Here is a 22,072-nt window from a genome sequence, read left to right as displayed (position 1 = left end):
CGTGCGAGGCTACGGCAGCCAGATACTCGAACATACCTTCTGCAGCAACGCCTTGTTGTGACTGAACACAATCATCCCCAGCTCCCGACGCCTGGTCTCTTCGAGCAAGACTTGCCACACCTGCGCCTGTACATGCGCATCCAGTTGCGCCGTCACTTCATCGGCAATCAGGTAGCGGGTGCGCGGATCCAGCGCCCTGAGCAAAGCGATACGCGCCAATTCTCCGCCAGACAATTCGTCCGGGCGACGGGCCAACCACCCGGGATTCACCGCCAGGCGTGCCAGCCAGGCGGCATCTGGCGACCAGGCATCACGCAGGCTCTCGCCCGTTGTGCGATAAGGGTTGAAGGTCTGTTCAGGATGCTGCGGCACCAGCTGCACCGGGCAATAGCCCTTTTTCGCAAGCGCTTTGCCATCCACTGTGATGCTGCCCGAGGTTGCTGACTGCCATTGCGCCAGCACCCGGCCCAGGGTGGTTTTGCCATAACCGCTGGGCGCCGAGATGCCCTGACGCTCCCCCGGCCGCACCTGAAACGACACACAGTCCCAGAGCTGCCGGCCATCCTGGACAATGCTTAATTGCTGGACCTCAAGCATATTCCGGCACCCGCCGGGCAAAAAACTGTTGTTCCGGCAAGGCTGCCCACAACGACTGCAACCAGGGGCTGCCGCCGTTTTCGCGCAGTTCCAGGGCACTCAGGGTTTCGTGCAGCTCGCCCTGATGAAACACAGCGATCCTGTCGGCAAAGCGCGCCGCCAGGGCCAGATCATGGGTCACCCACAAAATCCCCCGACCTTGCAGGCAAAAGCCCTTGAGATGGGTCAACAGTTGGCAGGCATGTTCGTCATCCAGCCATGAGGTGATCTCGTCCGCGAGGATATAACGCGCAGGAGTCAAGGCCGCGCAACTGGCCAGAACGCGCTTGGCCATGCCCCCTGACAACATGCGCGGGAATTCGTCCACCAGTTCTGGCTTGAGGTTGTAGTGCGTGAGCTGCTCGGCCACATCGCCAAGCCCCAGCCTGACCCCGCTCAAGTGCGCAGCACGCTGCAATTGCGGCCCGACCTTGATCAGCGGGTTCAGGGCGTTGACACCCTGGGGTACATAGCACAGGGCTTTGCCCCGCTGATTGACCTTGCCGGCCTCCCCCAGCACCTGCCCGTCGAGCACTATTTCGCCGCGACAACGCATGTTTTCCGGGAGCAAGCCCAAGGCACTTTGCAGCAGCAGGCTTTTGCCTTCGCCGCTGGAGCCCACCAGCGCCGTCAATTCTCCGGGGCGTACTTCAAGGGAGATATTGCTCAGCAGCGGATGCCAGGTTTTATGGCCCAACCAATGATAGTGCGCAACGTCGATCGCAAACCGGTCGAATTTCAGCATCAGGTAATCCTTATCCAGAGCTGCTGCAATGCCCGTGCAAACTGGTCAAAAACCAGTACCAGGCCCACCAGAATCAAACCCGGAAAAAACGCCAGCCACCAGGCACCACTGCTCAAGTACCTTAGCGCATCAGCCAGCAACAGGCCCAATGACGGATCATGGGGCGCCAGGCCGAAGCCCAGGAAACTCAACGCCGCCGAATGCAGAACTGCGTGGGGGAACATCAACAGGGTACCGACGATCCACTGCGGCATCAGCAACGGCAACAAGTGATGACGCCAGCGATAGAAGCTGCTGTTGCCCAGGCGATGGGAGAGCATCACAAAATCGGTCTCGCGGATACGCAGGATCTCGCCGCGCAGGATCAGGGCCAGGCGTGGCCAGTGGGTCAACGCCACGGCCAGGATGACCCCCTGCTTGCCACCGCCCAAGGTGAAGCAAATCAATACCAGCAGCAACAAATGCGGCAACGCCAGCATGCTGTCGATCAGCCCGCGAATCAGGTAATCCAGGGTTTTGTTCAGCGCACACAAACTGGCCGCCAGCATCGCCAGAAAGCCGCTGCTGAACGCTGCAGTCAGGCCGATCTGCAGGCTGGTGGTCATCCCCTGAAAACACCGCAGCCACAGATCACGGCCCAGGCTGTCAGTGCCAAACCAGTACTCGGCAGACGGTGGCAGGCGCCGTGCCAGCAGATCCATGGAGACATCAATATTGATGATTGAGATACCGTAGGCGATCAACCCCAGCAGCATCAGCAACGAGAGGCAGAGCCTTAGCAAGGCGCGATTGGGGTTGTAGGTCATACCTGGCGCGCCGCCCCGCGGTTAAGGCGCAGTAACAGCGCGTTGGCAATGCTGTTGCCGGTGAATACCAGCACCGCACAGAACATCACGATCCCCATCAACAATGGAATATCGCCGCGTAATCCGGCATCGATCGTGGCCTGCCCCAGGCCTGGATAAGCGAACACTTTTTCAGCCAGCAGTGAACCGCCGATCAACTCCCCCACCGAGGCAAATTGCAGGCACAAGGCCGGGGTGATGGCATGGCGCAGGATATGAAAGTTGATCAGCGGCCAGCCTTTGTCGCCCTGGGCATGGGCGAAACGAATAAATTCGCTGTTCATCACTTCAGCCACCCGCGAGCGGGTATGCAGGGCGATATTGCCCACGCCCAGTACACCCAGGGCCAGCATGGGCAGGATCAAGTGTCGCAACTTGTCGCCCCAGGTTGCGGTTTCGGCATTGCTGCCGGGGGTCCAGGCGCAGCAGATCGGCGCCCAGTTGAGCGTCACGGCAAACAGTGACAGCAACAGCAGGCCAATCCAGAACGTCGGCATGGATGCCAGCACATAGGACAGCGTCGAAATAAGGCGGTCAGGCCAACGGTTCAAATAACGCCCGGCCGTCAGCCCCATGGCCAGGCCGACGATGCCGGAAAACAGCCAGGCCGAAAACAGCAGTGCAAAGGAGGTGGCAAAACGCTCTCCAATCACCTGCGAGACCGGCGCGTTATAGAGCATTGAATAGCCGAAATCGCCTTGCAGCATTTGCCCGAACCAGCGCAAAAAGCGCTCCCATAACGGCAGATCGAGCCCCCAGCGCGCCGCAATCAATGGATATTGCTCGGGCGGTACGTGCAACAGATCGTTACCTATATAGGCCCGGATCGGGTCTACCGGAGAAAAACTGAGCAAGGCAAAGGTGCCCGCTGCCGTTACCAGCAGCAGGCCCAGCAAACGCAGCACAAACAGCGATAGGCCGCGGATCACCGGCAGGTCCACTTCCAGTGATCAACGCTGTTGAGCAGCGACCAGGAACCGTGGATTTCCGGGGCGCCCTTACCCAGATCGATGCACTCATCGGTGAGGTAAGTGTGCTGAACATTGAGCAACCAGGCCCAGGCGGCATCTCCTTTAACGCCGACGCCGGTTTTGCCGTCCCACTCCACTTGCTGCCAGAACGGCACCGCCTGCTGCCAGGTCGGCGCATCGAGGGCTTGCTGCAGATGCTGATCGACAACCGGGTTCTGGTAATAACCGGGGTTGTAGTATTCCACGCCTGCCGCCTTGCTGCTGTAGTGATGGTAAAGCTCCATCGGGTCGAGGCTGCCCCAGCCAAACAGGGTCGGGTTGGCGTGCATGTTGCGCTCAACGGTTTCCCAACTGCCGGACTTCAGGTCTACGTCGATGCCCACGGGCTTGAGCATTGAGCGCACGGCCTGGGCCAGATCCCGGCGAGTGGCATCGCCACTGGCGTACCACAGGGTGATTTTGGCCGGCAGGCCGTTTTTTTCACGGATGCCATGGGCGTTTTCAATCCAGCCTGCGTCTTCCAGTATCTGCCGGGCTTTGTCGGTATCGCCATCCTTGAACAGCGCATCCGGGTTATCCCACGGTAAACCCTGCACGCCGGTGTAGGCCGGGATCGCGTGGCCTTCGAGAATCTGATCGGCAAGCAGTTGGCGATTGATGGCGTAGTTGATGGCTTTGCGGATGGCCACATCAGCCGTCACATCATTGCCAATCGGGTAGCCCTGGGCATCTTTTTTACCGGACGCGAGGGTTGGCATCACGATGCCACGGTTTTCCACACTGGGGCGAACCCACAGTTTCATGCCCGCGGCAGGCGTCACGGCCAGCGCAGGGGCGATGCGCACAATACCCAGCTGCTTGCTTTGGGCGGCAGCGAAAGCGCTGTCTTCATCCAGGAACACAAACACCAGTTTGTTGAAATCGTTCTTCTGCCCTGCGTAGTACGGGTTGGCCTCAACGATCAACTGCTGACCCGGCTGGTAGCTGACCAACCGATAAGGCCCGGCGCCAATCGGCTTTTGCGCGTAGGTTTTGGCGTCGTATTGGTCTGCCGAGACAATCCCCAGCGAACCGAGCACATTGACGAACGTGCTTTGCGGCGCCTTGAGCTCAATACGCACCGTGAGCGGATCAACCGCCTCGGCCTTGAGGAAGTTGCCCATATCGACCTTGCCACCACTGGCCGCCGCATTGTTGTAGGTGTAAGCCACGTCCTTGGCGGTCAGTGGCGAACCGTCGGAGAACTTGAGGTCGGGCTTGAGCTTGAGGGTCCAGGTCTTGCCATCCGCGCTGGCCTGATAATCGCTGAGGAGAAAACCGCTCCAGGACAAATCTTCGTTTTGCTTGAGCAAAGGGCTGTGCAACAGCAGATAACTGCCGTGGCTCCAGCCCAGCATTGGATCAAAGCCTTCGGTCGGCTCATCACCAATGGCCAGTTGCAGGGTGCGATCCTGCGCTGAGACAACAGGCGCTGCCAACACACTCAACAAGGCCGCAGCCACCAGGGTGTTACGCATCCATGCGGGTTTTGACATCTATCCTCCTGATATGAAATGGCCTCGCCCAAACGGGCCGTACGCAGGTTATCGCGCCCCACAGTAATAGCAGGCTGATTTTAAATAGCCAGTTATGCATCTGATTTTTTAGGGGTTTTCCAGGCGATACGTCTTACCTTGTAACAATTGCCACAGGTCAGGTTCCCCGGGCATGACTGTGCTATACCAATGGGTACGCTTATTCAGTCACGCCATACAGACACAGCTGACAGAGGTTCGCATGTTCAAAGGATTAGCCGGTCACCTCACAGAAAAAAACGTTCACTCGATCAACACCTTGCCGTCCAACAATATCGAATTGTTCGACTGCTATGCCGGTTTGATCCTGGGCCACCTGTACCGTAACTTCCCCTTGCCCATCACCCTGACTGCCGAGCGCTTTATCGACTACAAAGGCCTGGCGGACAGCAACCGCGAGGCGCTGGAAAAAGAAGAGAACCTGTTCCTGGCCACGGTCAAATGGCTGGCGGATATTGGCTACATCCACTTCGACGGCATGTCGGGCGTAGCCTTTTACGAAGTGGTTCTGACCAACAGCGGGCTGCTGATCCTGCGCGCTTACCCGGAAGGCACCGACACTGCGCCGACCCTGGGCGAAAGACTGGCGCAGTGCGTCAACAACGAAAACACCGCCGATATGAGAGCGCTGGTAACCCAGGCACTGAGTCTGGGCGTGCGCATGATCAGCCCGATGAGTCGGTCGGGGATTTAAGCCAGGCCCATCAATGCACTTGGCCATGAACGCTCACCGTGACCAAGTGCATTTAAACAGCCATTATCCTCCACTCACTACCCGCCGCCCTCCCACCCGCCACCCCAGCTGAATCCCGGCTGCCGCGATTAAAATCGCCGCCACGCCCACCCATTGCAGCGGTTCCAGGCGATGGCCAAAGGCAAACCAGTCCACAAATATCGCGGCAATGGGGTAGATAAAGCTCAGTGCTCCGATCAATGCCGTGGGCAGTTTCTGGATTGCTCCGTAGAGCAGTACATACATCAAGCCGGTATGGACTACGCCAAGCGTCAGTAAGGCGCCCCACGCCTGTGCGCCAGCAGGCAGCTCAGTGACGTTGGCCAGGGGTGCCAGCAGCAGTGCGCCGGTGCTGACCTGGATCAGCGCGATCAGGTGCGGGGGGATCCCGCGCAGGCGTTTGATGATCAGCACGGCCACGGCGTACATCAAGGCCGCACTCAGCGCCAGGGCAATCCCCAGCAAGTACTCACTGCCGCTCTCCCCTTGCCCGTGGTGGGCGCTGACGATCGCCAACATGCCCACAAACGACACCACCAGCCAGGCCAGTTTGTGCAGGGTTATTCTTTCACCCAGGAACAACGCTGCCAGACCGAGCAGGATAAATGGCTGAACGTTGTAGACCGCCGTACCAATGGCGATTGAGGCCCTGGAGTAGGACGCGAACAACAACACCCAGTTGGCAACGATGGCCACGCCGCTCAAAACAACCATCGCAAAGGTAGTGCGGTTCAGCAGACCGCGGCGTAAAAAACCCATCCGCGCACAGATCAGCAGCAACGTCACCGCGCCAAACACACAGCGCCAGAACACCACATCCAGCACTGCTTGCCCGCTTAGCAGGACAAGCCAGCCAATGGTGCCGGAGATAAGCATGGCTGCGACCATTTCCAGCGAACCGCGTTGCGTGGTTTTGTCCATATTTGCCTCCCTCAAAGTAGGAAACAGTATGGCAATCGCGATTCATGCAGCGCCATAATCCAGAAAAGGCAATTCGTCATTTTTGCCTTTAGTGTTAAGGCATTCTGCCAATTTGGCCTAAGGAGCAAAGATGAGCGACGAGATAGATCAGCTGTTGATCAGCGCACTGATGCAAGACTCACGCAGCTCCCTGAAAACACTGGCCAGCCTCAGCGGCCTGTCGTCACCCAGCGTCGCCGAGCGCATTCGCAAGCTCGAAGAGCGCGAAGTGATCAAGGGTTACACCGTGGAAGTCGATCCCAAAGCCTTTGGCTATCAACTCCAGGCCATCATCCGCATTCGACCGCTACCGGGGCAGTTGCAGGAAGTGGAGCGCCAGATCCAGAACATCCCCCAGTTCACCGAGTGCGACAAGGTGACGGGCGATGACTGTTTTATTGCCCGTCTGCATGTGCGTTCAATCGAGCAATTGGACAGCCTGCTTGATGGCCTCAATGCTTACGCCGAAACCAATACGTCGATCATCAAAAAAAGCCCGGTCAAACGCCGGTTGCCGCCCATGGCCTGAGTGCGCCCCTCCCTAAGCATGGGCCTGAACCACCCACTTCACTTTCGCCAGGCCCTCACGCAGGGCCGTCATGCCCACCGAGCCCAGCGCCAGCCTTATCGCATGGGGCACATGGGCCGAAGTTGCAAAGGGCTGCGCGGTCGACACCGAGACCTGCTCACGCGCCAACGCCGCAACAACCTGGTCCGCCCGGGCGTCCTCTGACAGAGGCAACCAGACAAAGTAGGACGAAGGATGGCGGATCCTGTGCAACCCCGCCAACTGCTCATCAGCAATGAGCTGCCTTGCCTGTGCGTCTTTGCGCTTTTGCGACTCGAGCCGGGTCACGGTGCCATCGTCGAGCCAAGCACTGGTGATAGCGGTCATCACACCGGGAGCATTCCAGGCAGTCACTCGGATTATCCGCTCAAGGACACTGACCTTTTCTGCGGGCGCGACGATAAAGCCCACGCGTAAACCCGCTGCGACACTTTTGGAAAACCCAGACACGTAAACGGTTCTTTCCGGCGCCAAGTCAGCCAAAGACGTCGGCGGGTTATCGACCAGAAAAGCGTAGGCCGCATCTTCGATGATATGCAGATCATGTGCCCGGGCGATCGCGACCAAGTGTTGGCGCTGCTCCAGGCTCATCACCCACCCCAACGGATTGTGCAACGTCGGCATGCTGTAGACAGCACGCACAGAGCGACGGCGACACAGCCTGGCGAGGGCATCCAGATCCGGCCCGCTTTCCGTGCTCGGGATGGGCAGCAATTCAAGGTGCAGGGCCAGCGCCAGTGCCTTGAAACCTGGGTAGGTCAAGGCGTCCACCGCGATCACGTCACCAGGCTGGAGCAGTGCCATCAGCACCACGCTCAACCCGTGTTGTGCGCCGTTGACGATCAACACCTGTTCGGCGGGCACATTCAACCCGCTCCTGGCCAGGTGCCTCGCGACCGAGGCGCGCTCATGCAGGCGCCCGCCATGGGGCTGGTAGCGCAACAACGATTCCAGATCGCCAGACAACGCCAACTGCCGCAGCGCAGTACGCAACAGTTCGGCCTGGCCCGGCAAGGAGGGATAGTTGTAATTGAGATCCAGCATCCCCGCTATCACGTCGGGCTGGTCTATACCGTGGCCTGGTGGTAGCGAGGTTTCCCGGACAAAAGTGCCACGCCCGGTTTCGCCACTGACCAGCCCCATGGCCTCAAGCTCGGCATACACGCGACTGGCCGTGACCAGCGCCAGCCCTTCGCTGGCTGCGAGCTGGCGATGGGTAGGCAAACGCGTGCCCGGCGGCAAACGGCCTGAGCGGATATCGTCGGCAAACGCGTCTACCAGCAGCTTGTAGCGGGAACGGGGCATCGGGCTTTGTATCCATGACAATTTTTTGATTGTCATTAATCATCAGCCATAGGATGGACTGTATGCAATCCCGCGATTGGCCTTGAGCGTGAGACTCGATGGAACGTACTTCCAACTTGCAAACCCCCACCACTGAAAAAAACCTGAGCGGCTGGATAAACGGGTTTATCGGCGTGGTCATTTTCAGCGCTTCATTGCCTGCGACCAAGGTGGCCGTGCTGGAACTTGACCCGGTATTTCTGACCCTGGCCCGTGCCACCATCGCCGGTGTGCTTGCCCTGGCCATGCTCGGGCTACTCAAGGCACGACGGCCGCAGTTCAGCCAGCTGGTGCCCCTGCTGCTGGTGGCAACCGGGGTTGTGGTGGGGTTTCCGCTGCTGACCGCGCTGGCTTTGCAGCATGTGACTTCGGCCCATACCATTGTCTTTCTGGGCCTGCTGCCGCTGTCTACCGCAGCCTTCGCCGTGGTGCGCGGGGGTGAAAGGCCGCGGCCAGCATTCTGGCTGTTCTCGATCCTGGGCAGCGCGTGCGTCGTGGCCTATGCCCTTGCGCAGGGTCTGAGCGCAGCGCCCGAGGGTGACATCCTGATGCTCCTGGCAGTACTGATCTGTGGTCTTGGCTATGCCGAAGGGGCCAGGTTGTCGCGTACGCTGGGCGGCTGGCAGGTCATTTCATGGGCACTGGTGCTGTCACTGCCATTGATGGCTCCGCTGGCATGGTTGTGGGCCCCCGCTTCGTTCCAAGGTATTAGCGCACCTGCCTGGCTCGGCCTGGCTTACATCTCGATCTTCAGCATGCTGATAGGCTTTGTATTCTGGTACCGGGGGCTGGCCCAGGGCGGGATTGCCGCCGTTGGGCAGTTGCAGCTGCTGCAACCATTTTTTGGCCTGGCACTGGCTGCCACCTTGCTGCACGAGACTGTAAGCATGGGCATGTTTGGTGTTACAGCGGCGGTGATCCTGTGCGTTGCCGGGGCCAAAAAGTTCGCCCGGTAGCCTGTAGCCCCCGTGCTTGACCTCTGAGAAGTCGGTACTGACTATGCCGATGACACTTTTGGAGCGAATCGTTTCAGCCGCTGCCTCGATAATCATTCCTTACTGAGGACAGGTCGAGGTGCAGCATGACAAGCGTATCCATAGAGCAGGTCAGCCCTGAAACGCTGAGAAAAGTGATTGTCGCCGCCGCCATCGGTAATTTCGTCGAATGGTTCGACTTCGCCGTCTACGGTTTTCTGGCCACCACCATCGCTCAGCAGTTTTTCCCCAGTGGCGATGCCAGTGCCGCATTGCTCAAGACCTTTGCTGTGTTTGCGGTGGCCTTTGCCTTTCGCCCCCTTGGCGGGATTTTTTTCGGCATGCTGGGGGACAGGATAGGCCGCAAGCGTACCCTTGCCATGACCATTTTGCTGATGGCCGGGGCCACTACCTTGATCGGTATATTGCCCACTTATGCTGCAATCGGGGTTATGGCGCCGATCCTGCTCACCCTGATTCGTTGCGCCCAAGGCTTTTCTGCAGGCGGTGAATACGCCGGGGCCTGTGCCTATTTGATGGAGCACGCCCCCAGCGATAAAAGAGCCTGGTACGGCAGCTTTGTGCCGGTTTCGACATTTTCCGCTTTTGCCGCTGCGGCCGTAGTGGCCTACGCCCTTGAGGCTTCGTTATCCGCTGAAAGCATGGGCAGTTGGGGCTGGCGCCTGCCGTTCCTGATTGCTGCGCCACTGGGCCTGGTAGGGCTTTATTTGCGCTGGAAGCTGGATGAAACCCCGGCCTTCCAGGCCGTGAAGGAGGAGCATGCGATCGCCCACTCCCCACTCAAGGACACCTTGCGCAACCATGGCGCGGCGATCTGCTGCCTGGGAGCCTTTGTGTCGCTGACGGCACTGTCCTTCTACATGTTCACCACTTACTTCGCGACCTACTTGCAGGTCGCGGGCGGCTTGAGCCGGGCAACCGCTTTGCTGGTGTCGCTGATCGCCCTGCTCTTCGCCGCCGCCATCTGCCCTCTGGCCGGGCTGTATTCGGACCGGGTCGGGCGGCGGGCGACCGTGGTGACCGCGTGCGTTCTACTGATGGTCGCGGTGTATCCGTCGTTCCTGATGGCCAGCTCGGGCGGGTTCGCAGCGTCCATCGTCGGTGTCATGCTGCTGGCAATTGGCGCGGTGTTGTGTGGCGTGGTGACCGCAGCTTTGCTCTCGGAGACGTTTCCGACCCGCACTCGCTATACCGCTTCGGCCATCACCTACAACATGGCGTACACCCTTTTTGGCGGCACCGCACCGCTGGTGGCGACATGGCTGATCAGCACCACCGGCAGCAATATGTCGCCCGCGTTTTATCTGATGGCCGTTGCACTGCTCGCCCTGGCTGGCGGCCTGGCATTGCCGGAGACCTCGCGGATTTCCTTGCATGATGTGGCGACACCCGAAAATGCGGCGCAAGCCGTCGCTGCGGTCTGAGGGGCCAAGAGGCTGAGAGTGCCGGGGCTGCCCGGCACTCTCTGCAGAAGATCATTCACCCTGCCCCCTTGAGCACCGGCAACACAACCCTCACCGCCAACCCGCCACCCGTGCGGTTGCTCAGGGTTAGCGAACCGCCGTGTTCCAGCACAATCGCTCTGGCTGCCGACAGTCCGAGCCCCACCCCGCCGGTGCTTTTGTTGCGCGATTCTTCAAGCCGATAAAAAGGCACAAACACCTGCTCATGACTTTGGACAGGAATGCCCGGCCCCCGGTCAAGAACGAAAACAGTGACCTGCTCATCGTCCCGACTCAGCTCGATGGCCGGCTCGCCTGCGTACTTGATAGCGTTATCCAGCAGGTTGGTCATCACCCGTTTCAGGCCAAGCGGCCGCCCCAAATACACCAGGTGCTCAGGACCGTTGAAGGCAATGTCAATGGACTGGTCGCGGTAGTCATCAATCAGGGTTTGCAACAACCCTGCCAGGTCAAATTGCGTGGCCTGCTCCAGCCGGGCATCGTCGCGAAAGAACTCCAGGCTGGAGTTGATCATGGCCTGCATCTCGTCTACATCGCGAAACAGACGCTGTTGTTGGTCCGGGTCGTCAATAAACTCACCGCGCAGTCGCATGCGTGTCAGCGGGGTGCGCAAGTCATGGGAAATGGCCGCGAGCATCTGGGTACGGTCTTTTATGAAGTGTTGCAACTGCGCCTGCATGGCGTTGAACGCAAGAATGGCCTGTCGGATCTCCCGAGGGCCAACCGGCTCAATGGGCGGAGCACGAAAATCGACACCAAAACGCCGGGCGCCCTCGGCAAATTGCTGTAAAGGCCTGGCCAGATGGCGAGTGGCGATCAGCGCCACAAGCACCGTGGACAACAACACCAGCAGGATCAAAATCAGGTTTCGCTGCCATTGGCCCAGGCCCCAGCTGCGCGATGCGATGCTGAACATAAGCCATGAGCCATCCTCCAGTTGCACCAGCAGGGCGTAATGCCCGTTGTGCTGTGGCCAGTCATCAGGCTGATAGGCTTCGAGGCGTCGCTCTGGGCTATTGAACAGTCGCTGCGCCAGCGGCGTGGCCGTGCGACTGGCCGCTTCGGCCACCTGCGGCAAATCCAGGCCGGCACGGCTGGCATGCCAACTGATGCTCAGGGCGCTGTCAGTGGCTGCCGCAGCCAGACGTTGGCGCTGTGGCGCCGGCGAAGCTTCGATCAGCTTGGTCGTCAGGGAAATCTTTTCCAGCAGCCCGATTTCACTCAGCGGCGGGTAAGCCCAAACACCCGCCAACTGAGTAAACAGCGCATTGAATGCCAGCGCCGTAAGCATCGCGACAATGGTGGTCAAGGCAATCCAGCGTGCGATGGTGTTGCGTGAGCGCAGGCGCCAGCCTGAAATCCAGCCCGTCACTGACAGGTCACCCCGGGCGTGAACAGGTAACCGACATTGCGCACGGTGCGAATCATCTCGACCCCTTTGCTGTCGAACTCCAGCTTGCGCCGCAAACGGCTGACCTGTACGTCGATGCTGCGATCGAACGCGTCATGGCCAGCGCCACGAGCCAGATCCAGCAACAGTTCGCGAGTCAGAATGCGCTGGGGATGTTCGACAAACACCAACAACAAATCGAACTCTCCGGCAGACAAGGGGATCATCACCTGATCCGGTGAGCGCAGTTCGCGACGGGTCAGGTCCAGTTGCCAGCCCGCAAACTTCATCAGTGGCCGCGGCACCTGCCCGACCGAGGGCTGGCCCTGCCCTGCCCGGCGCAACACGGCACGCACCCTGGCCAACAGTTCCCGGGCATCAAAAGGTTTGCTCAGATAATCATCGGCGCCCATTTCAAGACCGACGACCCGATCACTCAGCTCGCCCATGGCCGTCAGCATGATGACCGGCGTGGGGTATTGCTGACGCAAACGCTGACACAGCATCAGGCCGTTTTCGCCAGGCAGCATCAAGTCGAGAATAATCAGGTCCGGTGGTTGCAGCGCCATCGCCGCCCACAGTGACGTGCCATCGGTGGCCACCTCCACCGAATATCCGTGTTGTACAAAAAACTTCTTCAGAAGCGCGAGGACCTCCAGGTCATCGTCCACGATCAAAAGGCTGCTCACCGGCGCATTCCACTTAAGGTATGTAAAGGCTTCCATCTAAAACTATTCGTCCCGCTGCGTCATATATTTCAACTTGGTAACAAAGTTGCGGCCAGGCAAAAAAGCAGACATATCCAGGCAAACCGCGAATGCGAGGATCAGACCTCTTTCCTGCCAAGAACGCGTGTACCCATGCCTTGCGAAAACCCGGCCATGATCCTGGAGCAGCGACTGGTAAAGCGTGCCAACGCCGCCCTGCACTGTCGCGAAACAAGCCTGCGCCTGTCGAGCGATCGCGACACGCTGGTACTCAGCCGCTATATCGAGCATTACAGCCATGAAGGTGTTCAGTGGATCGAGAGCACTCATACAGTGCCGGTGAGGGCTTTGCTGAAATGGATGATCAGCCACGGCGAACCGCAAACCCTGAGCCAGGATAAAGACCTGTAGCCATCTGGTGACCCCGGCGCAATAGACTTAGCATGGTGCTCCCTATCCCCAGCCAGAGGAACGGCCATGCCCCTGATCAAATCCGATGCGGCACTGATCATCATCGATATGCAAAAAGGGATAAGCCTTCCCGGGCTTGGTCGCAGAAACAACCCGCACACCGAGCTCAACGTACAGCGCCTGCTGGAAACCTGGCGGCATGTACAGCGTCCGGTAGTCCATGTCCGGCATATATCCCGATCGCCTGCCTCGGTATTCTGGCCCGGCCAGCCTGGCTGCGAGTTTCAGGAGGGGCTGGCCCCGCTCGATAGTGAGCACGTGGTTGAAAAGAACGTACCCGATGCATTTACCAACACAGGCCTGGAACGCTGGTTGCGCACGCGCGGGATTGAGCAGTTGGTCATCGTCGGCGTGATTACCAATAATTCCGTAGAGAGCACGGTTCGCTCAGCAGGTTGCCTGGGGTTCGATGTGATTGTGGGATCGGATGCCTGCTATACATTCGATCAGATAGACCTGAATGGACGCCTGTGGCCTGCCGAGGATGTACATGCACTGTCGCTTGCCAGCATGGCAATGGATTACGCCAGGGTCCGGGACGTCAACCAGATACTTGAACAGCAGGGTTAGGAAGGAAGCCGCCGAACTTGCGTTCGGCGGCAGCCGGGGTCAGGAGACCGCGTCCAGCGCGGTTTTTTCCGCCTTGGCCAGCGAGCGACTGCGCAGCCAGCTGAAGCAAATGGCGAGGATCAGCGCAAAGCCTACGTAGCCCAGCAGCGGATACACGGTGCCCACCAACTTGCTGAAACCACCCAGGCTCAAAGCCAGACCGACACAAACGGTCACTGCACTAAACAACTTGAAACGGCCCGATTCCGGCTTGGCAAAGCGTGCACTGAAGGCAAAGAACATCCCAACCGCAGTGCTGTAGACCATGCACACCAGTGCGATGGACATCACCACCGAGAGCAGTGGCGAGATGCGCCCGGCCAGTGCCAGGGACGGCATTTCAATACCCTGCAGCTGGTTGATGTTGGCAAACAGGCCGATGTTCAACAACAGGATCAGGGCGCCCAAACCAAGCCCGCCGAGCACACCGCCGAGAGCGGCCGCCTTGGGTTGTTTGGTCATGCCACCGATCACTGCCAGCATCGGGAAACCTACCGCGATATTGAACGAAGCGTAGAGCAAGGCGCCGACAAACCAGTTGCCAGTGACCGTCTCGTTGTTTTCACGCGCCACAGCATCCAGGGTCTCGATTGGAGCGTTGTAGCTGAAAATCGAGTAGGTCGTGATGATTAGCACCATCGCCAGCAGAAAAGGCATGACCGCGCTGATCAGATCAATGATGCGCTTGACGTTCATGCACAGCGTGGCGATCACCAGCACGGTCATCAATACACCGCCAAACAATGGGGGCAGATCGTACTGCTGGGCAAAAATCGAACCGCTACCGGCCAGCATCACCACACCAACCCCATAGAGGAAGAATGACAGCACCACATCGACGACCCAGCCCAGACGTGCGCCGAACAGGGCGTAGAGTACTTCCTTGTGCGAGTTGGCCTGCATCTTCGAACTCATGCGGGCGATCTGCATACCGAGGAAGGCAAACATCAAACCGCTTACCAGGGTGCCCAGGATACCGATAAGCCCATAGCCGGTGAAAAACTGCAGCACCTCCTGCCCGGAGGCAAAGCCACCACCGATAACTACGGACATGTACGCAAGCGCAATCTGGATCGACTGTTTATTCATTACACTTTTTCTCATTCTTAGACTTATTAGGTGCAGGAAACAAGACGACGCGGACACCACCTCATTTACGCAGGGTGGCTATCGCCATAGCAGTTCGATCACTCATCGTGATTGGCTGAACTGTACAGGTACGTAGACACCGCGGGCAGTATAGGAAGTGTTGCGCAGGTAATTTCACCATATACACAACAAAATTCAGCTAAAACGTCATGCCGGAGAGGTTTTACCCTATCAATTATCTCGCAAGCGGCATTATTGACCGCAAAACCATCAGAAACATTTAGATACATGCTTGTTTTTATAAATCAGTCACTTAGCTTATTTCTGTGCTGGCCTCTGCGCATTTTTGCACGCCCCCGGGAACAGCCAATGACCACAAGAAAATGATGGAATGAACGAACAACATAATAACGACACACTAAAAAAACATGACACACATTAAATTTCGCACAAATATGAAAAGAAATGAACCACACAAGTAACAGAAAAAAACTACATACCTTAGCGAGCCCAAAAATCTATTGTTTTTACGCGATAAACTTAAAACATGAACACCTAAAAACGTCTGACTCGCACAGCCAATCAAGCGTCATAAACCGGAAATCAAATAATGAAAGGCACGCCCCCAGCCATATTTATGTTGAGTGCCGTCCTCTGGGCGGGAGCTGCCATCGCAGACATGCCAACACCCGCAAAGTCTGACGTGTTGCAACGAATCGACATGCCTGATACCCACTATCAAATGGGCTTGCAAAAAGCAGTACTCGCCCCGAACGAAGTCAAGGCTCGCCACATACATACAGGACCAGAAGTCGCCTATGTGCTTGAAGGCGAGGTCATCATTACAATGGATGGGCAGCCTGAAAAGCGAATAAAGGCCGGTGACAGTTTTCAACACCTGGCGCACGAACCCCACATCAGCAAAGCGGGCCCACAGGGCGCTACCGTTCTTGCCACCTGGGTAGTGGAAAAAGGCAAGAGCTTTTCTGTCCCTGCACCCTGATCCAGCGACTGCGCATCACACCGGGCAGCATCTTGCATGGCTAACATGAGGTAAATCAGGGGGAGGATATACTGCTTCTTTTGGCATGGTCACTGAAGACATTACAATGGATCCGTACTCTCATTGATGACCCCCCTGATGTTTAATCCGTTTCAATCAGCAGGCACAAAGTCCGCGACCTTTAACTTGGAACGCACATCCAAAAACCAACGACTCAGTTGCGAATCGAAACCCTGAGCAATCCGGTCTGCAGCATGGAGTGCCTCATCAGCGCTTCCCCTATTGCCCAGCCCTTGGCAAGCTTTAGACACTTGAAGCAGCAAGAATGCCCTGTCCACCTCCTCCACCCCGTTCGATTCGATAATGACCAGTGCCTTGCCAGCACTATCCAGAGCACTCTGCCACTGCCCGAACCGGTTAAAAGTCAACGCACATAAATAAAGGCTTCGCTCATGGTTCAACCAGGTTCCAAACTGCATCCAGAGCCGCTCACACACAACAGCCGCATCCATAATGACGTTTCGATGGGACAGCTCGTCACCCTGAAGGCGGGGGTTATCCACAGAACCTTGCAAACTTTGTACGCATAGCAAACCAACATGCGCCTTGGCCTCTATTAAAGAAGCGCCTGTAAGTTCGGCATATTCAAATTCGGCAGCAAACGCATTATTTCAGTGCATACCTTGCATAAGACTTTGGCCTATTCACGTCTATAGCGAGGTTATTTCGGTGCCGCGAGCGCACCAAAAACCATCCCGGGCTTCTGGTGCACTCAGTTGGGGCTTGCTGTTACTTATCCAGGCTCACCCCGTAGAACGGTGTCAGCCCAAAGGGGCTGATTTTGAAATCAGTCACTTCCTTGCGCAGGGGCTGGAAAACCGTCGAGTTCGCAATGGGTGTAATCGGAACTTGCTCCTTGAGGATCTTCTGCGCCTCTTGATACAACTTGATGCGTTGTTCGCGGTCGCTGCTGAGCTTGGCTTGCTGCACCAGCTTGTCATAGTCTGGGTTGCACCATTTGGCGTAGTTGCTGCCCTTGACCGCCGCGCAGCTGTAGAGCACGCCGAGCCAGTTATCCGGGTCGCCGTTGTCGCCCGTCCAGCCGTAAATCATCACGTCGTGCTCGCCGTTCTTGGCGCGCTTGATGTACTCGCCCCACTCGTAGCTAACGATATTGGCCTTGATGCCGACCTTGGCCCAATCCTGCTGGATGATTTGTGCCGACATACGCGCGTTCGGGTTGGAGGCGCGTTGAACGGTCATCGCCCACAGGTTGATAGTGGTCCCTGGTGCAACCCCAGCTTCTTTTAAAAGCTGCCGGGCCTTGACCGGGTCGTAGGGGGCATCCTTGATTGTCGGGTCATAAGACCACTGCGCAGGTGGCAAGGCGTTCTGCGCCAATTGCCCTGCGCTCTGGTACACGGCCTTGATGATTGCCGGCTTGTCGATGGCCATGTCCAGGGCCTGACGCACCTTGAGTTGGTCCAGCGGCGGATGTGTCACGTTGTAAGCCAGAAACCCCAGGTTGAACCCGGCTTGCTGCAGCACTCGCAAGTTGGGATCCTGCTTCATCACTTCGATATCCGCCGGTCGCGGGTAACCGCTGACCTGGCACTCCCCGGCTTTGAGTTTCTGCAGGCGCGACGCCGCGTCAGGGGTGATGGCAAAAACCAGGTTGTCGAGTTTCACATCCTCGGGCTTCCAGTACTGTTTGTTGCCGACGTAACGAATCTGCGAGTCCTTCTGATAGCGCTTGAACACAAACGGCCCGGTGCCCACCGGTTTCTGATTGATCTCTTCAGCCTTGCCCTGCTTGAGCAGTTGGGCTCCGTATTCGGCGGACTGCACCGAGGCGAAGCTCATGGCCAGGTTTTGCACAAAGGCGGCATCAACGTTATTGAGGTTGAAACGCACGGTTCGGTCGTCGAGCTTGTCGACGCTCTTGATCGTGGTGTTCAAGCCCATATCGGTGAAATAGGGCGATTCGGACGGGTAAGCCTTGCGGAACGGACTCTGGGCATCCAGCAGGCGATCGAAAGTAAACAACACGTCATCCGCGTTGAAATTCCGGGTCGGGGTGAAGAAATCGGTGGTATGGAACTTGACGCCATCGCGCAGGTGGAAGGTGTAGGTCAGGCCGTCATTGGAGACATCCCAGCGGGTGGCCAGGCCAGGTTCGACTTCAGTACTACCCCGTTTGAACTGGATCAGGCGGTTGAATACGGTTTCGGCGGAGGCATCAAAATCGGTACCGCTGGTGTACTGGCTGGGGTCAAAGCCGGCGGGGCTGGCTTCGGAGCAGTAAACCAGCGTGCTGGCGGCGTGGGCCATTGGCATGAACGCCAGGAGGCCGGCGACGAGAAGGAGCGGTTTGAAGGCGATTCTATCCATGGAGACCCTTGAAGTTGCAGACATAAATATGCGCCTAGACGAAACCGGCACCCACCGAGATTAACGTCGTTGCCGAACATCAGATAGCGGAAACCTGAATTATTGGAAAACGGACGGCATACACGCCTGCAGAACTTCGAAATCAAGGGCGATAGAGTCGCCTCAGCGCCCTGGACACCTCCAGCCCCGAAAAAACAGCGGCCAAGCTCATTTCGCTGTATGTACAGCGCAGGAGCCTTGAGTGGGCGGGAAGTTGGCGCACCCGGCTTTCGGCACCTTATTTTATTTCGTACCTGATGCTTCCTTGCCACAGGCTTTCAGCGCGATCAGGCTGATCATTGGTTGAGCATGCGCTCGGTCAAGTCGGGCTCTATGGACACCCTAAATCACACCGCCGGCGAGGCGGGTGACTTGTAATAAATAAACCCCTCGAACTGTTTCATTCGTGCACTTTCAAGCGTAGGAATTCCTCTGAATAATCCACCATCGGACTGCGCACCCTCATGACCGCTTAGACCTGAACATGCCGATACCAGCGCTTGTATCCCCCTGCATACTTTAAACAGACGCCGCACAGGCCACTGCTTAGCGATGGCGCTGAGTGTTCTGTATCGCAAATCGTACAGGACACAATTAACAGCGGGCGCCACAAAGTGCAGACAATCAACACCTTTATTCTGCAAGTGTGCCGCCTCCACTTGAATAATGACCCCCTCGAAACTTAATACATATTTGTCAAGACCACACCCGTAAAGTAATTACATCCGCCGCCGGATTCATCCAGAAGAGACACTTGCTGGCCTGTCAGCTTCGACAGGGACAGCATATTAAGCAGTGCATAACCTGTGGGATCATTCAGATTGCGCTCCCCATGAACTGCCCACCAGCGCGTTCCGGTCGAAGTTAACATTACGCTGATCCCATTGCCGCTGTCGTAGTTACCTGCCCCTATATGTATTTGCTTTACCGTGCCCTGCGCGCACTTTACATCCCGACTCATCCGCGTTGAACCAGGCTCTTCGGCAAAAGCATTGACACTCAACACCAACAACAAGGCTGCAAGACGCATGCTCATACTCCTCAACGTTTATAGCTCATCATGGTTAATAATGGAGGTACTGCTGTTATAAACAGACTCCAGGGTAAACATTATTGCTGGAATATCTTGCTTCAGATCCGAACGCGACGCAGCCAGGCACGCCCCGACCATCGGGATCATGCCCAACCAGGTCGGCCTTCTTTCTCGTGGGGCTTCACCGTTGAAATAGGGCCTGTTCGTGGCTCGGGTATTATCGGCCACATAACGGGGGTTAACCTGAGCAGTTGAAACTTGCAACTCACCGTCGACAACAATATAGGATTCCACGTCCCTGATATTTTGAGTGGGAATGACGGTCGGCGTTATATATTCATTAGCTGCCCGTGAGGGATGGTAGTTCAAGGGGGTGATCGGGACTTGCGGATTGTTGTCATGTAATGTCCGCAATGAGGCCTCGGCATTGAAGAAGTTGCTGTCCGGCCTGACGCGATAAAGATAAATACGCTGACCGGGTTGGGCAAAAGCCCTGGCAGCTGCGGCAGTGCGAATAAACTGAAAGTTCGCCGCGGTTGAGACAAAACCTGAATCTCGCTGCCCCTGCTGCCTGTTGACGCATGACTCGCCGGTCACATGATCATGAACATTAAAGTTACTACCCCAGGCCTGGAAACCAGCGTGAAATATCAGCTGTTCCGGCCGGGTATCCATTCGCCACACCGTACCTGGCGACTCGGCCCATGAATAAGGAGCCTTTAATGTAACTGCCACAAAAACCCATAGCAAAACCCCCAGCTTCTTCATGACCCTGCCCCCGGTAATTAAAGAAATGCCTGCAAAGCACACGCACTTAATTAATATTACCGAAAAACAAATTACCCGCCATTCATTATGGGCGCCAACAGAACGATAATAAACTCAAAATATTACATGACTGACCCCATACTTTTAATTACCCCCGCGCAGCACCTCGGCGTACGGAATCTCTATGACTGTTTCGTTAAAGTACCAGGGCTACGTTCAATATTTAATTTAAAGCACAGACTGTGCGTGCTGGAACTCAAGCTCAAGGCACCGCAGTACGTCGATGAACGCGGCCAACTGCCCTTGTGCCTTAGGCTCATACCTAAGAAGACGAGGCACCCATCAACAACATCTCGTATCACCACAGCGCGTGTAGGTTGCGCCGGACGACCTTTAGTCTGAGTTTGATTGGCTGCGGCTTCCAAGAAGCATATGGGTATATGGCTGGCCAGCTCGAAGTCATGACGCTTCCTGCTCCTGCTTGCCAACCCGCTGATGCGCAGCTACTGTCAGCTCCATGAATCAATTACGAGTTGCCTTGACCACGACTACCACGACCGCCGAAGGCGGGTCGTGAGAGGTATCGTGAGGCCATAACGCACGAACTTCAAAGGCCCGCCAGTGATGGTAAGGGCCTTTTCTTTTGCCCTTGTGTCACTGGCCAAAACGCAAGGAAAAGCCCCATGTATGCACTGTTGATTCTTGATATGCAGGTAGGATTGGTGCATGGCCCGGACAAGCCATGGGCTGGCGAGGCCCTGTTGGACACATTGAACACGTTGCTGGATAAAGCCCGGAGCGCAGGTGCCCCGGTCTTTCTCGCCCGTCATGTCGGCCCTACCGGTTCACCGATTGAACCGGGAAGCCCGTTGACCCAACTGATACCGGAACTGGTGCTACAGGGCAGCGAAGTGATTTTCGAGAAAAACCGCCCCAACGCCTTTGCCAGGACAAACCTGGCCGACCAGCTACAGGCTCTTGGTGTTGAGGGTGTGGTCATCACGGGCATGAAAACCCAATATTGTGTCGACAGCACCTGCCGCGCGGCACGAGACCTTGGGTTCGACGCAGTACTGATTGCCGATGGCCATACCTGCAGTGACACCCATGCGTTGAAGGCACAGCAGATTATCGCTCATCACAATGCAACCCTGGCGGGGCCATTCTGTCGTGTCATCAACGCTGAGGACTGGGGGTTTTAGTCTCGGTCGACAGATCAGGCTGATCCAGGCTGATCTGTTGCTAAAACAATGAGGCACAGAGGTAAAAATCGAGCGCTAATACCTGTCGAGGCCGGCTGCTTTCAAGACCTCTATGGAGAAATACAGCACGTGGCCTGTAGGCCACGTGCTATGTGGGAGTATTTTTCTTTCAGGCCGGTGTTTTTTTCAACTAAAAATCTATGGGGCAGTTGAATCAAGATCGAATTTCACGATATTGATCTCACCATCAACTTTAAACAATGAAATATTGTGAAACCCATAAATAACCCCATCAACTTTTAGTTTGACCCGATCATCTAAAACCTCGCGAACAGCTGCAGAGCTTTTTGTAACAAGGAATGGGGCGGTCTTCTTTGCTTCCTGAAGCGCTTCTTCATCGCCAGGTTGAAGATTCATCAGGAAATACCTATAGACAACTGGCACCGTAGCGCCACCAGAATCATATAAGACCTCATAGATGGCCCCGCCATGGCCAACATTTGTAACTGAAGTAATCTTGACAGGATTAGGTCTGC

General features: G+C 56.9%; 23 protein-coding genes. 8 read left to right on the top strand and 15 right to left on the bottom strand.

Translation table 11 applies throughout. The features are described 5' to 3' along the window. Positions 1–9: 9 nt before the first annotated feature. The 5 genes from QN377_RS04710 to QN377_RS04690 are packed head-to-tail and all read right to left on the bottom strand — an operon-like array spanning position 10 to position 4,732. Positions 10–597, bottom strand: a complete 588-nt coding sequence (locus tag QN377_RS04710) for an ATP-binding cassette domain-containing protein (protein ID WP_095002001.1) — start codon at positions 595–597, stop codon at positions 10–12. Further along, positions 590–1,381: an ATP-binding cassette domain-containing protein gene (locus QN377_RS04705; RefSeq protein WP_322212688.1), complete on the bottom strand. Its 792-nt coding sequence runs from the start codon at positions 1,379–1,381 to the stop codon at positions 590–592. The genes QN377_RS04710 and QN377_RS04705 overlap by 8 nt, the downstream gene beginning before the upstream one ends. Next, complete coding sequence (locus QN377_RS04700) at positions 1,381–2,187, bottom strand: ABC transporter permease (protein WP_095002003.1); 807 nt, start codon at positions 2,185–2,187, stop codon at positions 1,381–1,383. Before QN377_RS04700 ends, QN377_RS04705 begins: the two co-directional genes overlap by 1 nt. Continuing rightward, complete coding sequence (locus QN377_RS04695; protein ID WP_232527677.1) at positions 2,184–3,155, bottom strand: ABC transporter permease; 972 nt, start codon at positions 3,153–3,155, stop codon at positions 2,184–2,186. Before QN377_RS04695 ends, QN377_RS04700 begins: the two co-directional genes overlap by 4 nt. Further along, on the bottom strand, positions 3,152–4,732 hold the full coding sequence (locus QN377_RS04690) for an ABC transporter substrate-binding protein (protein ID WP_095018563.1): 1,581 nt from the start codon (positions 4,730–4,732) through the stop codon (positions 3,152–3,154). The genes QN377_RS04695 and QN377_RS04690 overlap by 4 nt, the downstream gene beginning before the upstream one ends. A 241-nt stretch (positions 4,733–4,973) precedes the next feature. Between QN377_RS04690 and QN377_RS04685 the strand changes: the two genes are divergently transcribed. Further along, the gene (locus QN377_RS04685) at positions 4,974–5,465 is read left to right on the top strand and encodes a hypothetical protein (RefSeq protein WP_322212686.1); all 492 of its coding nucleotides are present in this window, start codon (positions 4,974–4,976) and stop codon (positions 5,463–5,465) included. Between the two features lie 63 nt (positions 5,466–5,528). On the opposite strand, the gene QN377_RS04680 is transcribed toward QN377_RS04685, so the two are convergent. Continuing rightward, positions 5,529–6,425 carry a DMT family transporter gene (locus QN377_RS04680; protein WP_322212685.1) on the bottom strand — a complete coding sequence of 299 codons (897 nt, stop codon included), beginning with the start codon at positions 6,423–6,425 and terminating at the stop codon, positions 5,529–5,531. Positions 6,426–6,555: 130 nt separating this feature from the next. Between QN377_RS04680 and QN377_RS04675 the strand changes: the two genes are divergently transcribed. Beyond that, entirely contained in the window at positions 6,556–6,993 is a 438-nt protein-coding gene (locus tag QN377_RS04675) for an Lrp/AsnC family transcriptional regulator (protein WP_095002007.1), read from the top strand. A gap of 12 nt (positions 6,994–7,005) precedes the next feature. On the opposite strand, the gene QN377_RS04670 is transcribed toward QN377_RS04675, so the two are convergent. Continuing rightward, positions 7,006–8,337, bottom strand: coding sequence for a PLP-dependent aminotransferase family protein (locus QN377_RS04670; protein WP_322212683.1), 1,332 nt, complete (start codon positions 8,335–8,337; stop codon positions 7,006–7,008). Between the two features lie 98 nt (positions 8,338–8,435). Here QN377_RS04670 and QN377_RS04665 point away from each other — a divergent pair, with 98 nt between their 5' ends. Then, on the top strand, positions 8,436–9,332 hold the full coding sequence (locus QN377_RS04665; RefSeq protein WP_315264706.1) for a DMT family transporter: 897 nt from the start codon (positions 8,436–8,438) through the stop codon (positions 9,330–9,332). A gap of 125 nt (positions 9,333–9,457) precedes the next feature. Continuing rightward, on the top strand, positions 9,458–10,795 hold the full coding sequence (locus QN377_RS04660; protein ID WP_095027263.1) for an MFS transporter: 1,338 nt from the start codon (positions 9,458–9,460) through the stop codon (positions 10,793–10,795). Between the two features lie 55 nt (positions 10,796–10,850). Here QN377_RS04660 and QN377_RS04655 read toward each other — a convergent pair whose 3' ends face one another. Further along, entirely contained in the window at positions 10,851–12,206 is a 1,356-nt protein-coding gene (locus QN377_RS04655; RefSeq protein WP_095027264.1) for a sensor histidine kinase, read from the bottom strand. Further along, a complete protein-coding gene (locus QN377_RS04650) occupies positions 12,203–12,913 on the bottom strand; it encodes a response regulator (RefSeq protein ID WP_095002098.1) in 711 nt (236 codons plus the stop codon). The genes QN377_RS04655 and QN377_RS04650 overlap by 4 nt, the downstream gene beginning before the upstream one ends. Before the next feature lie 171 nt (positions 12,914–13,084). On the opposite strand from QN377_RS04650, the gene QN377_RS04645 reads away from it, so the two are divergent. Both QN377_RS04645 and QN377_RS04640 read left to right on the top strand, forming a co-directional pair. Next, positions 13,085–13,342, top strand: a complete 258-nt coding sequence (locus QN377_RS04645) for a hypothetical protein (RefSeq protein WP_095027265.1) — start codon at positions 13,085–13,087, stop codon at positions 13,340–13,342. A gap of 66 nt (positions 13,343–13,408) precedes the next feature. Then, the gene (locus tag QN377_RS04640) at positions 13,409–13,972 is read left to right on the top strand and encodes a cysteine hydrolase family protein (protein WP_095002013.1); all 564 of its coding nucleotides are present in this window, start codon (positions 13,409–13,411) and stop codon (positions 13,970–13,972) included. A gap of 39 nt (positions 13,973–14,011) precedes the next feature. On the opposite strand, the gene QN377_RS04635 is transcribed toward QN377_RS04640, so the two are convergent. Further along, on the bottom strand, positions 14,012–15,100 hold the full coding sequence (locus QN377_RS04635) for a hypothetical protein (RefSeq protein WP_095002014.1): 1,089 nt from the start codon (positions 15,098–15,100) through the stop codon (positions 14,012–14,014). A gap of 610 nt (positions 15,101–15,710) precedes the next feature. On the opposite strand from QN377_RS04635, the gene QN377_RS04630 reads away from it, so the two are divergent. Beyond that, positions 15,711–16,103, top strand: coding sequence for a cupin domain-containing protein (locus QN377_RS04630; RefSeq protein WP_095025816.1), 393 nt, complete (start codon positions 15,711–15,713; stop codon positions 16,101–16,103). A gap of 152 nt (positions 16,104–16,255) precedes the next feature. On the opposite strand, the gene QN377_RS04625 is transcribed toward QN377_RS04630, so the two are convergent. The 4 genes from QN377_RS04625 to QN377_RS04610 all read right to left on the bottom strand — a co-directional run bounded on the left by QN377_RS04625 (position 16,256) and on the right by QN377_RS04610 (position 20,334). After that, complete coding sequence (locus tag QN377_RS04625; protein WP_095019516.1) at positions 16,256–16,615, bottom strand: hypothetical protein; 360 nt, start codon at positions 16,613–16,615, stop codon at positions 16,256–16,258. Between the two features lie 277 nt (positions 16,616–16,892). Then, entirely contained in the window at positions 16,893–18,494 is a 1,602-nt protein-coding gene (locus tag QN377_RS04620) for an ABC transporter substrate-binding protein (protein ID WP_095002017.1), read from the bottom strand. Between the two features lie 721 nt (positions 18,495–19,215). Continuing rightward, positions 19,216–19,563, bottom strand: a complete 348-nt coding sequence (locus QN377_RS04615; protein WP_095019517.1) for a hypothetical protein — start codon at positions 19,561–19,563, stop codon at positions 19,216–19,218. Positions 19,564–19,581: 18 nt separating this feature from the next. Continuing rightward, the gene (locus tag QN377_RS04610) at positions 19,582–20,334 is read right to left on the bottom strand and encodes a hypothetical protein (protein ID WP_095019518.1); all 753 of its coding nucleotides are present in this window, start codon (positions 20,332–20,334) and stop codon (positions 19,582–19,584) included. A gap of 683 nt (positions 20,335–21,017) precedes the next feature. Here QN377_RS04610 and QN377_RS04605 point away from each other — a divergent pair. Continuing rightward, positions 21,018–21,536 (top strand): cysteine hydrolase family protein, encoded by a 519-nt coding sequence (locus tag QN377_RS04605; RefSeq protein ID WP_095019519.1) that lies wholly within the window; start codon positions 21,018–21,020, stop codon positions 21,534–21,536. Between the two features lie 198 nt (positions 21,537–21,734). Here the strand turns inward: QN377_RS04605 and QN377_RS04600 are convergent, their stop codons facing one another. Further along, complete coding sequence (locus QN377_RS04600; protein ID WP_095032571.1) at positions 21,735–21,953, bottom strand: hypothetical protein; 219 nt, start codon at positions 21,951–21,953, stop codon at positions 21,735–21,737. Positions 21,954–22,072: the final 119 nt, after the last annotated feature.

The sequence above is a fragment of the Pseudomonas sp. CCC4.1 genome (assembly GCF_035019225.1).
Lineage (GTDB): Bacteria > Pseudomonadota > Gammaproteobacteria > Pseudomonadales > Pseudomonadaceae > Aquipseudomonas > Aquipseudomonas bubulae.
The sequence above is the reverse complement of the archived record's forward strand: the minus strand, read 5'-3'. Positions and strand labels throughout refer to the sequence as shown.

Coding starts and splice junctions, on each gene's coding strand:
- QN377_RS04705 (WP_322212688.1), bottom strand. CDS start 1,381: ATGCTGAAATTCGACCGGTTTGCGATCGACGTTGCGCACTATCATTGG.
- QN377_RS04700 (WP_095002003.1), bottom strand. CDS start 2,187: ATGACCTACAACCCCAATCGCGCCTTGCTAAGGCTCTGCCTCTCGTTG.
- QN377_RS04710 (WP_095002001.1), bottom strand. CDS start 597: ATGCTTGAGGTCCAGCAATTAAGCATTGTCCAGGATGGCCGGCAGCTC.
- QN377_RS04670 (WP_322212683.1), bottom strand. CDS start 8,337: ATGCCCCGTTCCCGCTACAAGCTGCTGGTAGACGCGTTTGCCGACGAT.
- QN377_RS04690 (WP_095018563.1), bottom strand. CDS start 4,732: ATGTCAAAACCCGCATGGATGCGTAACACCCTGGTGGCTGCGGCCTTG.
- QN377_RS04615 (WP_095019517.1), bottom strand. CDS start 19,563: ATGCGTCTTGCAGCCTTGTTGTTGGTGTTGAGTGTCAATGCTTTTGCC.
- QN377_RS04605 (WP_095019519.1), top strand. CDS start 21,018: ATGTATGCACTGTTGATTCTTGATATGCAGGTAGGATTGGTGCATGGC.
- QN377_RS04645 (WP_095027265.1), top strand. CDS start 13,085: ATGCCTTGCGAAAACCCGGCCATGATCCTGGAGCAGCGACTGGTAAAG.
- QN377_RS04660 (WP_095027263.1), top strand. CDS start 9,458: ATGACAAGCGTATCCATAGAGCAGGTCAGCCCTGAAACGCTGAGAAAA.
- QN377_RS04600 (WP_095032571.1), bottom strand. CDS start 21,953: ATGAATCTTCAACCTGGCGATGAAGAAGCGCTTCAGGAAGCAAAGAAG.
- QN377_RS04630 (WP_095025816.1), top strand. CDS start 15,711: ATGAAAGGCACGCCCCCAGCCATATTTATGTTGAGTGCCGTCCTCTGG.
- QN377_RS04635 (WP_095002014.1), bottom strand. CDS start 15,100: ATGAATAAACAGTCGATCCAGATTGCGCTTGCGTACATGTCCGTAGTT.
- QN377_RS04665 (WP_315264706.1), top strand. CDS start 8,436: ATGGAACGTACTTCCAACTTGCAAACCCCCACCACTGAAAAAAACCTG.
- QN377_RS04675 (WP_095002007.1), top strand. CDS start 6,556: ATGAGCGACGAGATAGATCAGCTGTTGATCAGCGCACTGATGCAAGAC.
- QN377_RS04625 (WP_095019516.1), bottom strand. CDS start 16,615: ATGGATGCGGCTGTTGTGTGTGAGCGGCTCTGGATGCAGTTTGGAACC.
- QN377_RS04680 (WP_322212685.1), bottom strand. CDS start 6,425: ATGGACAAAACCACGCAACGCGGTTCGCTGGAAATGGTCGCAGCCATG.
- QN377_RS04610 (WP_095019518.1), bottom strand. CDS start 20,334: ATGAAGAAGCTGGGGGTTTTGCTATGGGTTTTTGTGGCAGTTACATTA.
- QN377_RS04620 (WP_095002017.1), bottom strand. CDS start 18,494: ATGGATAGAATCGCCTTCAAACCGCTCCTTCTCGTCGCCGGCCTCCTG.
- QN377_RS04685 (WP_322212686.1), top strand. CDS start 4,974: ATGTTCAAAGGATTAGCCGGTCACCTCACAGAAAAAAACGTTCACTCG.
- QN377_RS04640 (WP_095002013.1), top strand. CDS start 13,409: ATGCCCCTGATCAAATCCGATGCGGCACTGATCATCATCGATATGCAA.